This is a genomic window from Paenibacillus oryzae, from assembly GCF_001675045.1.
GTDB classification, from domain to species: Bacteria; Bacillota; Bacilli; order Paenibacillales; family Paenibacillaceae; genus Pristimantibacillus; species Pristimantibacillus oryzae.
Genome location: NZ_LYPA01000032.1, coordinates 1 through 12,020, shown reverse-complemented (window position 1 = coordinate 12,020; position 12,020 = coordinate 1). Strand labels below are relative to the sequence as shown.

Annotated in this window: 13 protein-coding genes and 1 pseudogene; 6 read left to right on the top strand and 8 right to left on the bottom strand. The window is 50.7% G+C overall.

Annotated elements, in window-relative coordinates; all coding sequences use genetic code 11:
- Positions 1–32: 32 nt before the first annotated feature.
- Entirely contained in the window at positions 33–353 is a 321-nt protein-coding gene (locus A7K91_RS05105) for a cupin domain-containing protein (RefSeq protein WP_068680364.1), read from the top strand.
- Between the two features lie 101 nt (positions 354–454).
- Here A7K91_RS05105 and A7K91_RS26955 read toward each other — a convergent pair whose 3' ends face one another.
- From A7K91_RS26955 to A7K91_RS05090, 4 genes and pseudogenes are all read right to left on the bottom strand, one after another.
- Positions 455–610, bottom strand: coding sequence for a hypothetical protein (locus A7K91_RS26955; RefSeq protein WP_425415642.1), 156 nt, complete (start codon positions 608–610; stop codon positions 455–457).
- Positions 611–690: 80 nt separating this feature from the next.
- A pseudogene (locus A7K91_RS27425) lies at positions 691–786 on the bottom strand (SAM-dependent methyltransferase); the annotation flags it as partial.
- A gap of 19 nt (positions 787–805) precedes the next feature.
- The gene (locus A7K91_RS05095) at positions 806–1,156 is read right to left on the bottom strand and encodes a cupin domain-containing protein (RefSeq protein ID WP_068680362.1); all 351 of its coding nucleotides are present in this window, start codon (positions 1,154–1,156) and stop codon (positions 806–808) included.
- 14 nt (positions 1,157–1,170) lie between these two features.
- A complete protein-coding gene (locus A7K91_RS05090) occupies positions 1,171–1,488 on the bottom strand; it encodes a cupin domain-containing protein (RefSeq protein WP_068680361.1) in 318 nt (105 codons plus the stop codon).
- 100 nt (positions 1,489–1,588) lie between these two features.
- On the opposite strand from A7K91_RS05090, the gene A7K91_RS05085 reads away from it, so the two are divergent.
- On the top strand, positions 1,589–2,290 hold the full coding sequence (locus tag A7K91_RS05085; protein WP_068680359.1) for a Crp/Fnr family transcriptional regulator: 702 nt from the start codon (positions 1,589–1,591) through the stop codon (positions 2,288–2,290).
- On the opposite strand, the gene A7K91_RS05080 is transcribed toward A7K91_RS05085, so the two are convergent.
- Positions 2,222–2,776: a hypothetical protein gene (locus A7K91_RS05080; RefSeq protein WP_245697250.1), complete on the bottom strand. Its 555-nt coding sequence runs from the start codon at positions 2,774–2,776 to the stop codon at positions 2,222–2,224. The genes A7K91_RS05085 and A7K91_RS05080 overlap by 69 nt on opposite strands.
- 246 nt (positions 2,777–3,022) lie before the next feature.
- Between A7K91_RS05080 and A7K91_RS05075 the strand changes: the two genes are divergently transcribed.
- Positions 3,023–4,006 (top strand): radical SAM protein, encoded by a 984-nt coding sequence (locus A7K91_RS05075; RefSeq protein WP_425415641.1) that lies wholly within the window; start codon positions 3,023–3,025, stop codon positions 4,004–4,006.
- Between the two features lie 176 nt (positions 4,007–4,182).
- Here the strand turns inward: A7K91_RS05075 and nrdG are convergent, their stop codons facing one another.
- Together nrdG and A7K91_RS05065 are read right to left on the bottom strand one after the other, a co-directional pair.
- Complete coding sequence (nrdG, locus tag A7K91_RS05070) at positions 4,183–4,689, bottom strand: anaerobic ribonucleoside-triphosphate reductase activating protein (protein ID WP_068680358.1); 507 nt, start codon at positions 4,687–4,689, stop codon at positions 4,183–4,185.
- Positions 4,686–6,608 (bottom strand): anaerobic ribonucleoside triphosphate reductase, encoded by a 1,923-nt coding sequence (locus A7K91_RS05065; protein ID WP_425415643.1) that lies wholly within the window; start codon positions 6,606–6,608, stop codon positions 4,686–4,688. Before A7K91_RS05065 ends, nrdG begins: the two co-directional genes overlap by 4 nt.
- Before the next feature lie 393 nt (positions 6,609–7,001).
- Between A7K91_RS05065 and A7K91_RS05060 the strand changes: the two genes are divergently transcribed.
- From A7K91_RS05060 to A7K91_RS05050, 3 genes are all read left to right on the top strand, one after another.
- Complete coding sequence (locus A7K91_RS05060) at positions 7,002–7,997, top strand: cell wall hydrolase (protein ID WP_068680356.1); 996 nt, start codon at positions 7,002–7,004, stop codon at positions 7,995–7,997.
- A gap of 231 nt (positions 7,998–8,228) precedes the next feature.
- Positions 8,229–9,464: an MDR family MFS transporter gene (locus A7K91_RS05055; RefSeq protein WP_068680350.1), complete on the top strand. Its 1,236-nt coding sequence runs from the start codon at positions 8,229–8,231 to the stop codon at positions 9,462–9,464.
- 263 nt (positions 9,465–9,727) lie between these two features.
- Entirely contained in the window at positions 9,728–11,245 is a 1,518-nt protein-coding gene (locus A7K91_RS05050) for a DEAD/DEAH box helicase (protein ID WP_425415640.1), read from the top strand.
- Positions 11,246–11,320: 75 nt separating this feature from the next.
- Here A7K91_RS05050 and A7K91_RS05045 read toward each other — a convergent pair whose 3' ends face one another.
- Positions 11,321–11,851 carry a superoxide dismutase family protein gene (locus tag A7K91_RS05045; protein ID WP_068680336.1) on the bottom strand — a complete coding sequence of 177 codons (531 nt, stop codon included), beginning with the start codon at positions 11,849–11,851 and terminating at the stop codon, positions 11,321–11,323.
- Positions 11,852–12,020 lie beyond the last annotated feature (169 nt).

Sequence of the window (12,020 nt, the reverse complement as noted above, 5' to 3'; positions counted from 1 at the left end):
TATCGTAAAACAAAAAAGGGGCAGCTACAATCATGAACTCAGAAAAAATCAACGTGTTTCAAGCAACAAAAGATGTGAAGGAATATACTAACTTTGTTGTTGGTGAAGTCAATGATCACGTTGTTCGTGCGGCTGTAATCGACGGTGAATTTCATTGGCACAAGCATGAACATTGCGATGAACTATTTATGGTGCTGGAAGGCGAGTTGTTTATTGATTTCGAGGATGGGACCGTGTCACTTAAACCTGGCGACGTCTACACCGTTAAGGCAAATGTTATGCATCGTACCCGTTCAAACGGCAGAACCGTCAATCTTTGCTTTGAAAAAGCGGATAATGATATAAACGGATAACAACGATTCAATTTTGATCGAAGCGGAAAACCATCCAAGCATGAATGAACTCCAGCTCCACTGCTAGTTGATGTCTAACAGTGGGGCTAATGCTCACAAGGCTAGGACGGTTTTTTGCTGCAAACAGCGATGTAATCCAGCTTGACGTCGGGATGATTAAAGAAGGAAAACATCTTTTTGAACATCGCCCGGTTTTCCTTTTGGAGTCCATTGCGAATAATGATGATCGTTCCCCAAAATCCTTCGTCGCGAAGCATGCCGCGCGGGCTCATAAGCGTCATTTTGCCGTGAGTGGCGGCACTTCCAGTACCTTGGTTGATGCATTCAGATTGGCTTACTCCATCAGCCAGCTAGTTGCCGCAATGCCGCCGGGGCGCAGCCGTTTTTTGCCCAGCCTTGCCAGAAAGGTATGGCCAACCTCCCGTTTCTCCACTATCGTCAGCTCCTTTACTTTATTTTTTTCCTTTTACAACAACAAGCAGCATTTTGAAAGCTTCTTCGTTGGCTTCCAGCGCATGAGGAATATGAGCCGGCATAACAATGCTTTCTCCTGCAGCTACTCGATAGCGGTTTTCGCCGATCGTAATCGTGGCTGCTCCGTCCAGTATCTGCACCAAAGCGTCCCCGGGCGTTGTATGCTTGCGGATTTGCTGGCCTTGGCCAACGGCGAACAGCGTAATGCCAAGCTCCGGCAGCTGCACCAGCGTCATGCTGGATACCTGCTGATCGCCATATGCAATCTGCTCTTTCAGCTCAATAACTTTTGCTTGCGGCAGCTTTTGAATAAATAGATCCTGTCCCATTATGGATCCCTCCGTTAAATAGTTATCATAGCCGTGGCGGATATTAGGCTGATCTGTGCGTATTTACAGTTTTCGACGCCTTGAAGCTCGTGCTCCTGATAGGCCGGGATAATCCAGGCCTCGCCCTTGCCCAGCGTAACGGCAGATGTTGAGCCGATAATGCGGAGCGTCCCCTCCAGCACGTAGAACCAGCGTGTGGCCTCGGCGCGTTCCGGGCTTATTGTTTCTCCTTTATCCATTGCAAAAATAAAGCCGTCGGACAAGCCGCCCTCCCAAAGCAGCCTGCTGCTGATCTGCCCCGGCTGATGTTTAATTAGCTCGCTGAATTTCATTGCGGTTCCCTCCTTGTTGAAAATAATTCTCAACTGTTATAATCATATCAGAAGCCCGCTGCAAATTCCGTTGCCTTTGCAACGAAAGAAGGGGATTTGAATGGAAAATTGGATGGGATTGTTTCAACAAACCGCGCTGTTTCATGGCTTTAGCCAGGATGAGATTTCCAATGCCTTGTTATGCCTGGAGGGAACGGTTCAGCGTTACCGAAAAAAAAGCATTATTTTTCATGAAGGCGATCCGCTTCGGGCGGTTGGTATTGTTTTGTCTGGCACGGTTTATTTATGCAAAAGCGATGAGGATGGCGGACAGGCCATTTTTTCGGAAATGTCGGCTGGCGATATAGTGGGGGAAACCGCGCTTCAAGCCGGGCGGGATCAAGGTGGCGATGGGGTATCGTACAGCGCCCATGCTGCCGAGGACAGCGAAATTTTGTTTATTCAAATGGACAAAATCGTTCGGCCGATGGGCGAAATCTGCGCGCTGCGCTCCAAGGTGATTGAAAACCTGCTGACGCTGATTGTTTCCAATAACCGCGTGTTGTACCGAAAGCTTGATCTGGTCGCGCAAAAATCGCTTCGCCAGCGGATTCTGCATTATTTGGAGCTGGAGGCGAAGCGCAACGGGTCCAGGTCGTTTTCCATTCCGTTCAGCCGGGCCGACTTCGCCGATTATTTGCTGGCGGATCGCAGCGCGTTGTCGCGCGAGCTGTGCAGAATCGCGGATGATGGATTAATCCGCTTTAATCGAAATCGTTTTGAATTGCTGGAGAGCGTAGATGCGCTGAACGCCCGGCAATAGGGCGGCAATTTGAATCACAAGGCCCAGCAGCATGTAGATGGCATGTATGGCGTATACGGCTTGAAAAAAGTAGGCTTGCGCCGAAATCCAGATAATCAGAGCAAAGCCCGTGTACAGCGTAAAGGTCCAGGACCAGTGACGGTCCTTGAATACGTTGAGATGTTCCCCAAGCCTCCACTTCCAGCGGGTAATCAGAGAGCTGGCGATCAGAATCGGCCCAACGCCCAGCACCAGCAGCAGGATGATCCCCGGAATCAGATAATCGCTGAAGGGGGAATGCTGGAGCAAGGATAATGGCATGCTTAACAGGCCGCCTTGCGGATCAAGGATTAAGCCCCCGCCTCCAACTATCGCTCCCGCCCCCAGAAACAGCTGCAATATAATGAGCAGCCAGGACTTCGATGGTTTGGCTGCTTCCTCTGGCGAATGCACCGGCGTCATATGCCGTTTTTTGGCCGGAACATTTGCCTTTTTCCTTTTGTTCATATTGCATTCCCCCTGTGATGGATAGGTATCCTTGACTCGGCATCCGTTCGTCTTTTGTTCATTTATGGCATCTTACCATAACGATTGCTCGCTTCAAATGAACAAAGTCACAAGCTTTGAAGAGGTATAGACCGAGTTTTTTTCAGGCGCATCTCCCGTGCGTACGCGTATTTTTGTGAAATTGAGAGATGGCTCACTGCAACTCTGAAGCTGCTGGGATATAATCGGCAGCGTCATTTTTGTCCAATGGCAAAAAGCAGAAATACGCCCGCAGGAGGAATAGCATTGAGTCCATACAAATCATTAGAGCTGGAAAAGCCGGCTGAATATCAGCTGGAGGGTTTGGAAATCGGCGTTACGTCAAGCTGCAATTTCCGCTGCAACTATTGCTGCGCCTATAAGCGCAATGACGGTGAAAGCCTTGCGGCGCCGGAAATCATCAGGCTGCTGGAGGAGCTGCCAGATTTGAAGCGGGTCCGCTTGTCGGGCGGCGAGGTAACCATGCAATATGCGGACACACTGGCCGTTGTGGCCTACTGCGGTTCCCGGGGCATTCAAACGCAGCTGAACACAAACGGGAGCTTGCTTACTCCAAAGCGAATCGGGGAGCTGGAGAAAGCAGGGTTAAACGCAATCCACATATCGTTCAACTATTTGACGGCCGAGTCGTTTGCCGCTTATTATCAGCTGCCGCTCCGTTTCTATGATCGCATTCAAGACAACATTCGCGCCTGCTCGGAGACAGGTTTCCATACCGTATTGGAGACACTGTTATTTAAAGGAACGATGAACAGCCTGAATGAAATTCATGATCGCGTCTATGAGCTGGGCGCTCGCATTCACGAAATCCAGAACAGCATCGTAATGCCGCATACCGGCTGGCAGGGCATTCTGGAGGAGCGGGAGCTTAAAGAAGCCATACACGGGCTGATTGCCCGCCGGAGAGAGGGAATGAGTCTTTTCTTTACGTGTATTGACCGCTTTGCGGAGCGTCTGGATTTCAAGGAAGGGCCCCATGTTCATTTGACGCATTGCATTGAGGGCAAAACCCAGCTGCATTTGCACGGAAATGGCGATATCATCATTTCAGAGCTTTGCCATCCCGTTGTGATTGGCAATGTGTACAGAGACCTTTCTCTGCGGACGGTCTATCAAAATAGACCCAAGCCGCTTTCCGATTTTTTGAACAAGCTGCCATGTCCTGCTTACGACTCTCTCTATAGCGAATAAAACTGGCCCTCCAAGGCTCTCAGCTTCGGAGCATGCCTGCTGCATGTAGCAATATTAGCAATATTGGTCTTAATAGCGGAATAAAAAACAAAGAGCGCACCCCCTCTTTCCTCGAAGGAAAGAAAGGGCTGCGCTTTTTGTCGAGTGCTTAGTTGAAATTATATAGTATCAGCTTATTATATAAATCCAGGTGCAGATACCGCTTTTCCATGTGCTAAACTTGCTCTGACATCCAGAATCCGCTGGTTGGAGGAGCCGCGATAAAGAAGGGTCAAATCCTTCTGCTCCTCCACAAAACGTCCGTCGATGATAACATCGCATAGCTGGAGCAGCGCCCGCATCTCCTCTCGCTCCTGCAATTGCTCGAACGTAAAGCCTGTATAGGACCACACATCGAAATGCGGAAGACTCCTGCGGATTTCCGCAACGAATGGAGTGAGCTCCTCCGCTGAATAGAACGGGTCTCCGCCGCATAAAGTGACGCCCTGCAGCAGCGGATTTTCCCGCATGTCCTCCAGCAGCTCCCGCTGCTTGTCCAAATCAAGGGGGACGCCGGCCCGGAAGCTCCATGTATGCGGGCTGAAGCAGCCGGGGCAAGCATGACGGCATCCGCTTATGAATAACACGGCCCTTATGCCGGGGCCTTCGTTTATACTTTCAGGGTAATAGCCAGACAGATTCATAGATGCTTGACGCGATCCTTGACCTCAGCCACCTTGGCCATATTAAAGCGCGTCTGGTAATCACCGGTCAAATAACCGGTAACGCGGCGCAAGCGGCGGAAGGCGTGACGCTCCTCGCTGGCGTTGCAATTGGGGCAGACGGAGCCGATTATGCCCTCATAGCCGCATACAGGGCAACGATCGATAGGATGGTTGACGCTGAAATAGCTCACATCGTTTGCCAGCGCAAATTGCACGATTCGCAGGAAAGCCAGCTGGTTGTTGCGGGCATTGCCGTCCAGCTCGATATAGGAAATAGCTCCGGCATTGCATGGCTCGTGGAATGGAGCCTCCAGTTGTATTTTTTTGGCGGCCTTCAAGTGATAATAAACCGGCACATGGTACGAGTTGGTGTAGTAGTCGCGATCGGTTACGCCTTCAATCACGCCGTAGGTTTGACGGTCGATCTTGGTGAATTTTCCGGACAAGCCTTCGGCTGGCGTTGCAAACAACGTAATGTTCAGGTCATGCTCTTCGGCTTTGGCATCGCAATAGCTTCTCATAAAACGGACCATCGCCAGCGCGCGCTCATGCACCTCGGCATCCTCGGCATGATGCTTGCCGTACATAGCTTTCATGCATTCCGCTATGCCGATAAAGCCGATCGACAGGCTTCCATGCTTCAGCAAATCCGCTACGCTGTCAGTGGCCGCGAGCTTTTCTCCGCCTTCCCATACGCCTTCGCGCATCATAAAATCGGAGGCTTTGGCTTGTTGAGCAGCCTGGATGTTGTAACGATGAATAAGTCCCATCATGGCGATGTCCAGACATTTTTCCAGCGCGGTATAGAAGCCTGCTTCATCGGCGACCTGGCGCTTGCCGAGAGCAATGCCGTTTTCAATGCCCAGCTTGACCAAATTAATGGTGTTAAAGGACAGGTTTCCTTTTCCCGACAAGCGATTGCGCCCGAAGCGGTCGCCGATTACACGGGTTCTGCAGCCCATTGTGGCGAACTCCGTATCGGGGTCCTCCGGATTGTAATAGGCCAAATTAATTGGCGCGTCGATATTGGCAAAGTTGGGATAAAGCCGCTTGGAGGAGCATTCGATGCTTTTCAGGAACAGCTCGTAGTTGGGGTCCTCCGGCGCTTGGTTGACGCCCTTTTTACACTTGAAAATCTGAATCGGAAATACTGGTGTTTCGCCGTTTCCGAGACCCTTGATCGTGGCATTCAGCAAAGCATCTATGACAAGACGTCCTTCCTCGGAGGTACAGGTACCGTAGTTAATGCTGGTAAAAGGAATTTGGCCGCCTGCGCGGGAGGACATAGTATTCAGGTTGTGAATAAGCGCTTCTGCCGCCTGGTTCGTTTCCTCAATTGTTTGCTTGCGGGCATGCTGATAGGATTCAGGGCATGTATCCTGCAGGCCTTTGTTGGAGAAAACGAGCTGGTCATCGCTTAGATAAGGCGCATTTTCCTGCAAAACAAGGAGCGCTTTGCGGAAATGCTTGCGGAACGACTTGTTAATATACGGAGCCAGGTCCCAGTCCAGCTTGTTCGCGGATACGCCGCCGTATTGGGCATTTTGCTGGGATTGAAAAATAATCGCAACCAGAGCCATTGCCGTAGTGATAGAATTTGGCGGACGAACGCTTCCGTTGCCCGTATTAAACCCTCTCTCCAGCAATTTGCCAAACGGGATAAAAATACAGTTGGTTGTGCCCAGCACATATTGATCCAGATCATGAACATACACATAGTTGCTGTCAACTGCTTCCACCAGCGCCTTGGGCATAATGACGTTTTTGGCGTACCATTTCGAAAATTCGCTGCCCAGCTTGCTCATTTTTCCGGAAAAGCTTTCGCCGTTCAGGTTGGCGTTTTCGCGGGCGTGATCCTCGTCGTGCACGTCGATAATGCTTTCCGCCAGCCGAACCAAGGCGGCTTCCTGCAGGATTGACTCTTCTATTGACACGTTCAGCACCTCTTTTATGTAGAATCGGGTAATCAATATCTTGATTATTTACCTAGCATAATACCCGTAATCATTCTAGGTCTAGTGTTTGCTGTAATTATTCATGAATTTGATGCCTATCTTGTTCACGGCTTGGAAATGCAAATTTCACACAATTTACACTTGCGGCCCGGCAGTCCGCACGGCTACGCTAATTCCGTTATTACGGTGGAATTATGTGAAATTGTTAATCTTTCCAATCATGGACCTGTGATATAATGTGACGGAAGATGACCCTTGGAGCGTGCTTCAGACACGCCCTGCACCAGAGGAATGCCATATTTATTTCATTCAGGCCTTGAAGTTCGGGAGGGAATTATGCTTACGATTGCTAAAAGCCATAAAACAGTGGCGAGCTTGCTCGTCCTTGCCCTGCTGCTTGCGGTTTTTCCGCTGTCCGCCGCCGCGCAGTCGCAAAAAGGGAATATTGATAAGGAAATCGTGGTTACGCTGGACGGGGAGCCCGTTAAGCTGAGCGATCCGGCGCGCAAGCTGGATGAAAGGGTTTATCTCCCTGTGTCTCTGATAGCAAAAGCGTTTGGAGCCAAGTCCAATTGGGATCAGAAGACGGAGGAAGCAACCATCCACACCTCAAACGGAGATAAAATTGTGCTTGGCAACGGAGTGCCGGTCGTTTATTTCAACGAAGGGCGATATATGCTGGATACGCCGCCGTTTCTGGTGAACGGCAAGCTGTATATTCCGCTGCGCCATGCTGCGGAGCTTATGCATGCGGAGGTGGAATGGAACAGCGAGGAGCAAACCGTAGAGCTGCAGACGGTTCAAACGGCGACGGTTACGGCCGAATACGGACTTAATGAAATCAGCAAGGAAGCGGGAGCCAAGAAAGCTGCGCTCCTGTCGCGCAACGGACTGGAGGATGCCAAGGATATCAAGGAGGGCATGAAGCTAAAGGTTGTTATACCATCCATACTCAACCATCCCGCCAAGCCCTTTACGGATGAGGACTATATGCTGCTGGCCAAAATTACGCAGGTAGAGTCGGGTTATGAATCGTATGAAGGGCAGCTCGGCGTTGCAAACGTTATCTTGAACCGGGTCAAAAATTCAAAGTTCCCTAATTCCATTCGCGATGTCATTTATGCAGGCAAGCAATTTCCGCCTGCCCACAATGGCTTGCTGGACAAAAGCGAACCTAATGCCAGCTCGCTTCGCGCAGCCAAGGATGCGCTCAATGGAAAAAACAACGTTGAAGATGCCGTTTATTTCTTCAATCCCAAAGTCTCCAAAGGCGATTTTTGGTCCAAGCTGGACGTCATTGTAACGATTGGCCACCACAGCTTCGCCAAGTAGCTTAAAGCTGCCGGATGCCAAGCAGCTCAAGACTAGACATCCGAGCGCAAATTCTTTACATTATCGAGCGCTTCATGCCCGATCGAAAAAACTTCTTATAATTAAGCGCTTCGGGGCGTTAGCTCCGGAGCTTTTTTGCATGGCTTGATTTTGAAAGTAAAAATAATCATTCCACCTTTAATCCGGGTGTTGTATAATCAGTGAATTACTGTCAACGGAGGAATGGACATCATGAGAAAATATTTGGCGTCGTTTAAAGAGCAACATCCCATCGTCAATATGCTGCTGATCGGAACCGTATTTGCCCGTACCGCAAGCTCCATGAGCCTGCCGTTCCTGGCGATCTATTTGCTTGCAACCACAAATATGAATCCTGTTACAATCGGGGCTATTATCGGGATTGGTTCGTTGTCCGGTATGGCTGGCGGTTTTGTTGGCGGCTTTTTGTCCGATCGCTTCGGGCGCAGAGTCGTCATGCTTTCATCCTTGTATGTATGGGCTCTTGTATTTCTGGGCTTCAGCTTGACCAAAAATCCGCTTGTATTTGCGTTTCTGAATGCCACCAACGGTTTATGCCGCTCCTTCTTTGAGCCGGTATCGCAAGCGTTGATGGCTGACCTGACCGAGCGCGAGAAACGCCTGCATATTTTTTCGCTGCGTTATTTAGCCATTAATATCGGCGTTGCGGTTGGCCCGCTGCTAGGCACATTGTTTGCGGCAATTAACGGAAGCTTGCCCTGGATGATCACGGGAATCTTTTATTTGATTTATGCCGCTGCGCTGCATGTACTGCTGATCAAATTCGGCATTCGCAGCATAGAGGGCGAGAAGAAAGAGCAAGTGACCATCTCTCAGTCCTGGCAGGTTATTGCCAGAGACAGAGCTTTCCGGTTTTTTATCCTGGGGGGCATCGTCAGCGGGATTGGCTACGCTCAGATGACCTCGACGCTGTCGCAATATGTGGAGGGGCAATTTGCATCCGGCGCTACGTTATTTGCTTGGCTGATGACTATTAATGCCATTGTGGTTATTGCATTTCAGATGCCGATATCCAAATGGGCGGAGAAACATTCTCCGCTCACTGCAATTGCAATTGGGAGCGTCTGTTATGCTGTGGGACATGTGGGGTTTGCCTTCAGCCAAAACTGGACGATGCTTGTTGTATCCATGGTGTTTTTCACTTGGGGCGAGGTTTTGACCTTCCCTGCGGGAGCTATCATGGTTGACCGCCTGGCGCCGGATCATATGCGCGGCACCTACTTTGGCGCTCAGTCCTTTACCAGTCTCGGCTTTTTTCTGGGACCGCTGCTTGGCGGTTTTTTGCTGCAAAAATTCGGAGGCTCCACCTTGTTTGTTACCGTAGCCGTCATCACCCTTATTTCTGTCCTTTTTTATCGGATCGGCATGCAGGGCGGAGCGAACGGCTTTCAAAAGCGGAGTGGACAAGCTCGCGAGGGAGCAAGCTAGGGAGTCCGTGCAGTTCGGGCCAAGGCGTCAATGCTCCGGCGGGAACTGATTTTAACCTATTTTCTGAGTTGATTATGCATATGTGCCGTATGTGCACGGAAAGAGCGCAGGCTGTTTATCGGCAAACTGCGTTCTTTTTTGCATAAGCGTGCCGCCGTCCTCCGCGGCTTCCCTAATGCTTGCAAATATGGTATCCTTACGAGTCAACATAAAACCATGAACAAGTTATAGGAGAATCTATGAACTTTCAAGAGCTAAACCTTATGCCTGAGCTATTAAAGGCATTAAATCAGGAACAATACACAACGCCAACACCGATTCAGGAGAAGGCGATTCCCGTTATATTGGAAGGCAAAGACTTATTTGGCTGCGCCCAGACCGGAACAGGCAAAACGGCGGCGTTTTCGCTGCCGATCCTTCAATTGCTGCACAAGGACGGTTATGGCTCCGAGAGAGGCAAACGCAGCATCCGCTCTCTTATTTTGACGCCAACCCGTGAGCTGGCGCTGCAAATCGACGAAAATATAAAGGCTTACGCCCGTTATACGCGTCTGCGCAGCGTTGCGATAGTGGGCGGCGTATCCCAGGTTGGGCAGGAGCGCGCGCTGGAGAAAGGCGCGGATATTCTGATCGCAACGCCGGGACGTCTTACGGACTTGATCAATCAAAAAATAGTGGATTTGCGCCATGTGCAAATTCTGGTGCTGGACGAAGCCGACCGGATGCTGGACATGGGCTTTATCCACGAGGTAAAACGGATTATTTCCGGCATGCCGAAGGAAAAGCAAACGTTGTTTTTTTCGGCCACTATGCCGCCGGAAATCGCGGGCTGGATGGAGTCGCTTCTGCGTAATCCAGTCAAGGTGGAGATTACGCCGGTGTCCTCAACCGTTGAAGTGATCTCCCAGTCTCTTTATTTTGTTGATAAATCCAACAAGCAGGCCTTGCTCCAGCTTCTGCTGGAGAAGCAGGATATTACGTCGGCGCTAGTGTTTACCCGCACTAAACACGGAGCGGACCGGGTAGCTAAAGGCCTGAACCGGATCGGCGTTACCGCCCAGGCAATTCATGGCAACAAATCACAAAACGCCCGGCAAAATGCATTATCCAATTTTAAAAATGGCACAACCCGGATACTGGTTGCTACGGATATTGCAGCCAGGGGTATTGACATCGACGAATTATCTTATGTCATTAACTTTAATCTGCCGAACATTCCGGAAACCTACGTTCACCGGATCGGGCGGACCGGACGGGCAGGGCATAGCGGTTCAGCCATTTCCTTCTGCGAGGCGGAGGAGCTTCCTTACCTGAAGGATATTCAAAAGGTAACGAAAAAGCAGATCCCCGTTGTGGAGGATCATCCTTATCCCATGACAGAAGGCAGCATGCCTGTCTCTTCCGAGCCAGAGAAGCAGAGCGGAGGCGTGGGGCAAAATCGCGGCGGAGCAAGGGGAGCAAAGTCGTCCGGCCAGCGCAGCCGGAACTCCAGCCGTCCGGCTCAGCATGCCAAAACGAATGGCGGCGGCTCGCAGGAGCGTCAATCGGGCCATGGGCAAGTTGGCACCGGACAAGCGGGCAACGGCCAGTCGGGCCATAGGCGAGTTGGCACTGGACAAGCAGGCAATGGCCAGTCGGGCCATGGGCGAGTCAGCAATGGTCGTACTGGCGCTCCTCACCCGCAGCGCAGCAATAGCGGCCACTCGCAGCGTGCCGGAAGCAGCCGTAGCGGCGCATCACAAGCACAGCGTAATGCGTGGAGCAATAGCGGGCAGGCCTGACAGACCGATAAAAACATGCAACAGCCCTTTAACTGCCAATTCGGCAATTAAAGGGCTGTTATTGTTTCGGGAAGGTTACTTGATTACTCCGCAAGCGATTCTTCCGCCGGAATTGCCGGACGGGTCCGTCATGTAATCATCGGCTTTTTCGTGGATGATAAGTGAAGTTCCGCCTGTCTTGCGCAAGGAATTGGGATGGCCTGGCTGAAGCGTGACGGTTGCCGTAACGAGATCGGCGGTCACTTTGCCATCAGCCGAAACGGTAATGTTAGGCAGGTCGCCTCCATGAAATCCTTTAGGATTATGAAAGCCATGCTGCTTGCCAAGGGGATTAAAATGCGCGCCGGCGCTTTCAAATTTGGGCGGATCACATTTTCCATTTTCATGGATATGGATGGCATGCTCGCCAGGCGGCAATCCGGCGGCTTCGACATGGATAGCTACTTTATCCCCCTGCTGCGTAAGCATAGCCTTGCCGATTGTTTTCCCTTCGGCATTTATGATGGTCACCTCGGCTGGCTCGCTGTTTTCAAGCGCGGAGACCGGAGCTGCGGCCATTGCCATTGCAATTAACGGTAAAGCCAGCAACGATGACAGCTTTTTCATTAAAAACCCTCCATTCGTTATACGAGGCATTAGCCCCCGTTTGGCGATATATGGAATAGGTTGCGCATAAATGCAAGGAATTATTTATATACATGACTTATGCAGTTCGCGAGATTAACTGGTAATGGTGAGAATCTATGCTTGAATAAACTGGCCACCAAGACATAGA

Excerpts from the sequence above, each read along its gene's own strand:
- A7K91_RS05045 (WP_068680336.1), bottom strand. The coding sequence starts at position 11,851 with ATGAAAAAGCTGTCATCGTTGCTGGCTTTACCGTTAATTGCAATGGCA.
- A7K91_RS05095 (WP_068680362.1), bottom strand. The coding sequence starts at position 1,156 with ATGGGACAGGATCTATTTATTCAAAAGCTGCCGCAAGCAAAAGTTATT.
- A7K91_RS05075 (WP_425415641.1), top strand. The coding sequence starts at position 3,023 with ATGGCAAAAAGCAGAAATACGCCCGCAGGAGGAATAGCATTGAGTCCA.
- A7K91_RS05090 (WP_068680361.1), bottom strand. The coding sequence starts at position 1,488 with ATGAAATTCAGCGAGCTAATTAAACATCAGCCGGGGCAGATCAGCAGC.
- A7K91_RS05080 (WP_245697250.1), bottom strand. The coding sequence starts at position 2,776 with ATGAACAAAAGGAAAAAGGCAAATGTTCCGGCCAAAAAACGGCATATG.
- A7K91_RS05050 (WP_425415640.1), top strand. The coding sequence starts at position 9,728 with ATGCCTGAGCTATTAAAGGCATTAAATCAGGAACAATACACAACGCCA.
- A7K91_RS05060 (WP_068680356.1), top strand. The coding sequence starts at position 7,002 with ATGCTTACGATTGCTAAAAGCCATAAAACAGTGGCGAGCTTGCTCGTC.
- A7K91_RS05105 (WP_068680364.1), top strand. The coding sequence starts at position 33 with ATGAACTCAGAAAAAATCAACGTGTTTCAAGCAACAAAAGATGTGAAG.
- A7K91_RS05085 (WP_068680359.1), top strand. The coding sequence starts at position 1,589 with ATGGAAAATTGGATGGGATTGTTTCAACAAACCGCGCTGTTTCATGGC.
- nrdG (WP_068680358.1), bottom strand. The coding sequence starts at position 4,689 with ATGAATCTGTCTGGCTATTACCCTGAAAGTATAAACGAAGGCCCCGGC.
- A7K91_RS26955 (WP_425415642.1), bottom strand. The coding sequence starts at position 610 with ATGCTTCGCGACGAAGGATTTTGGGGAACGATCATCATTATTCGCAAT.
- A7K91_RS05055 (WP_068680350.1), top strand. The coding sequence starts at position 8,229 with ATGAGAAAATATTTGGCGTCGTTTAAAGAGCAACATCCCATCGTCAAT.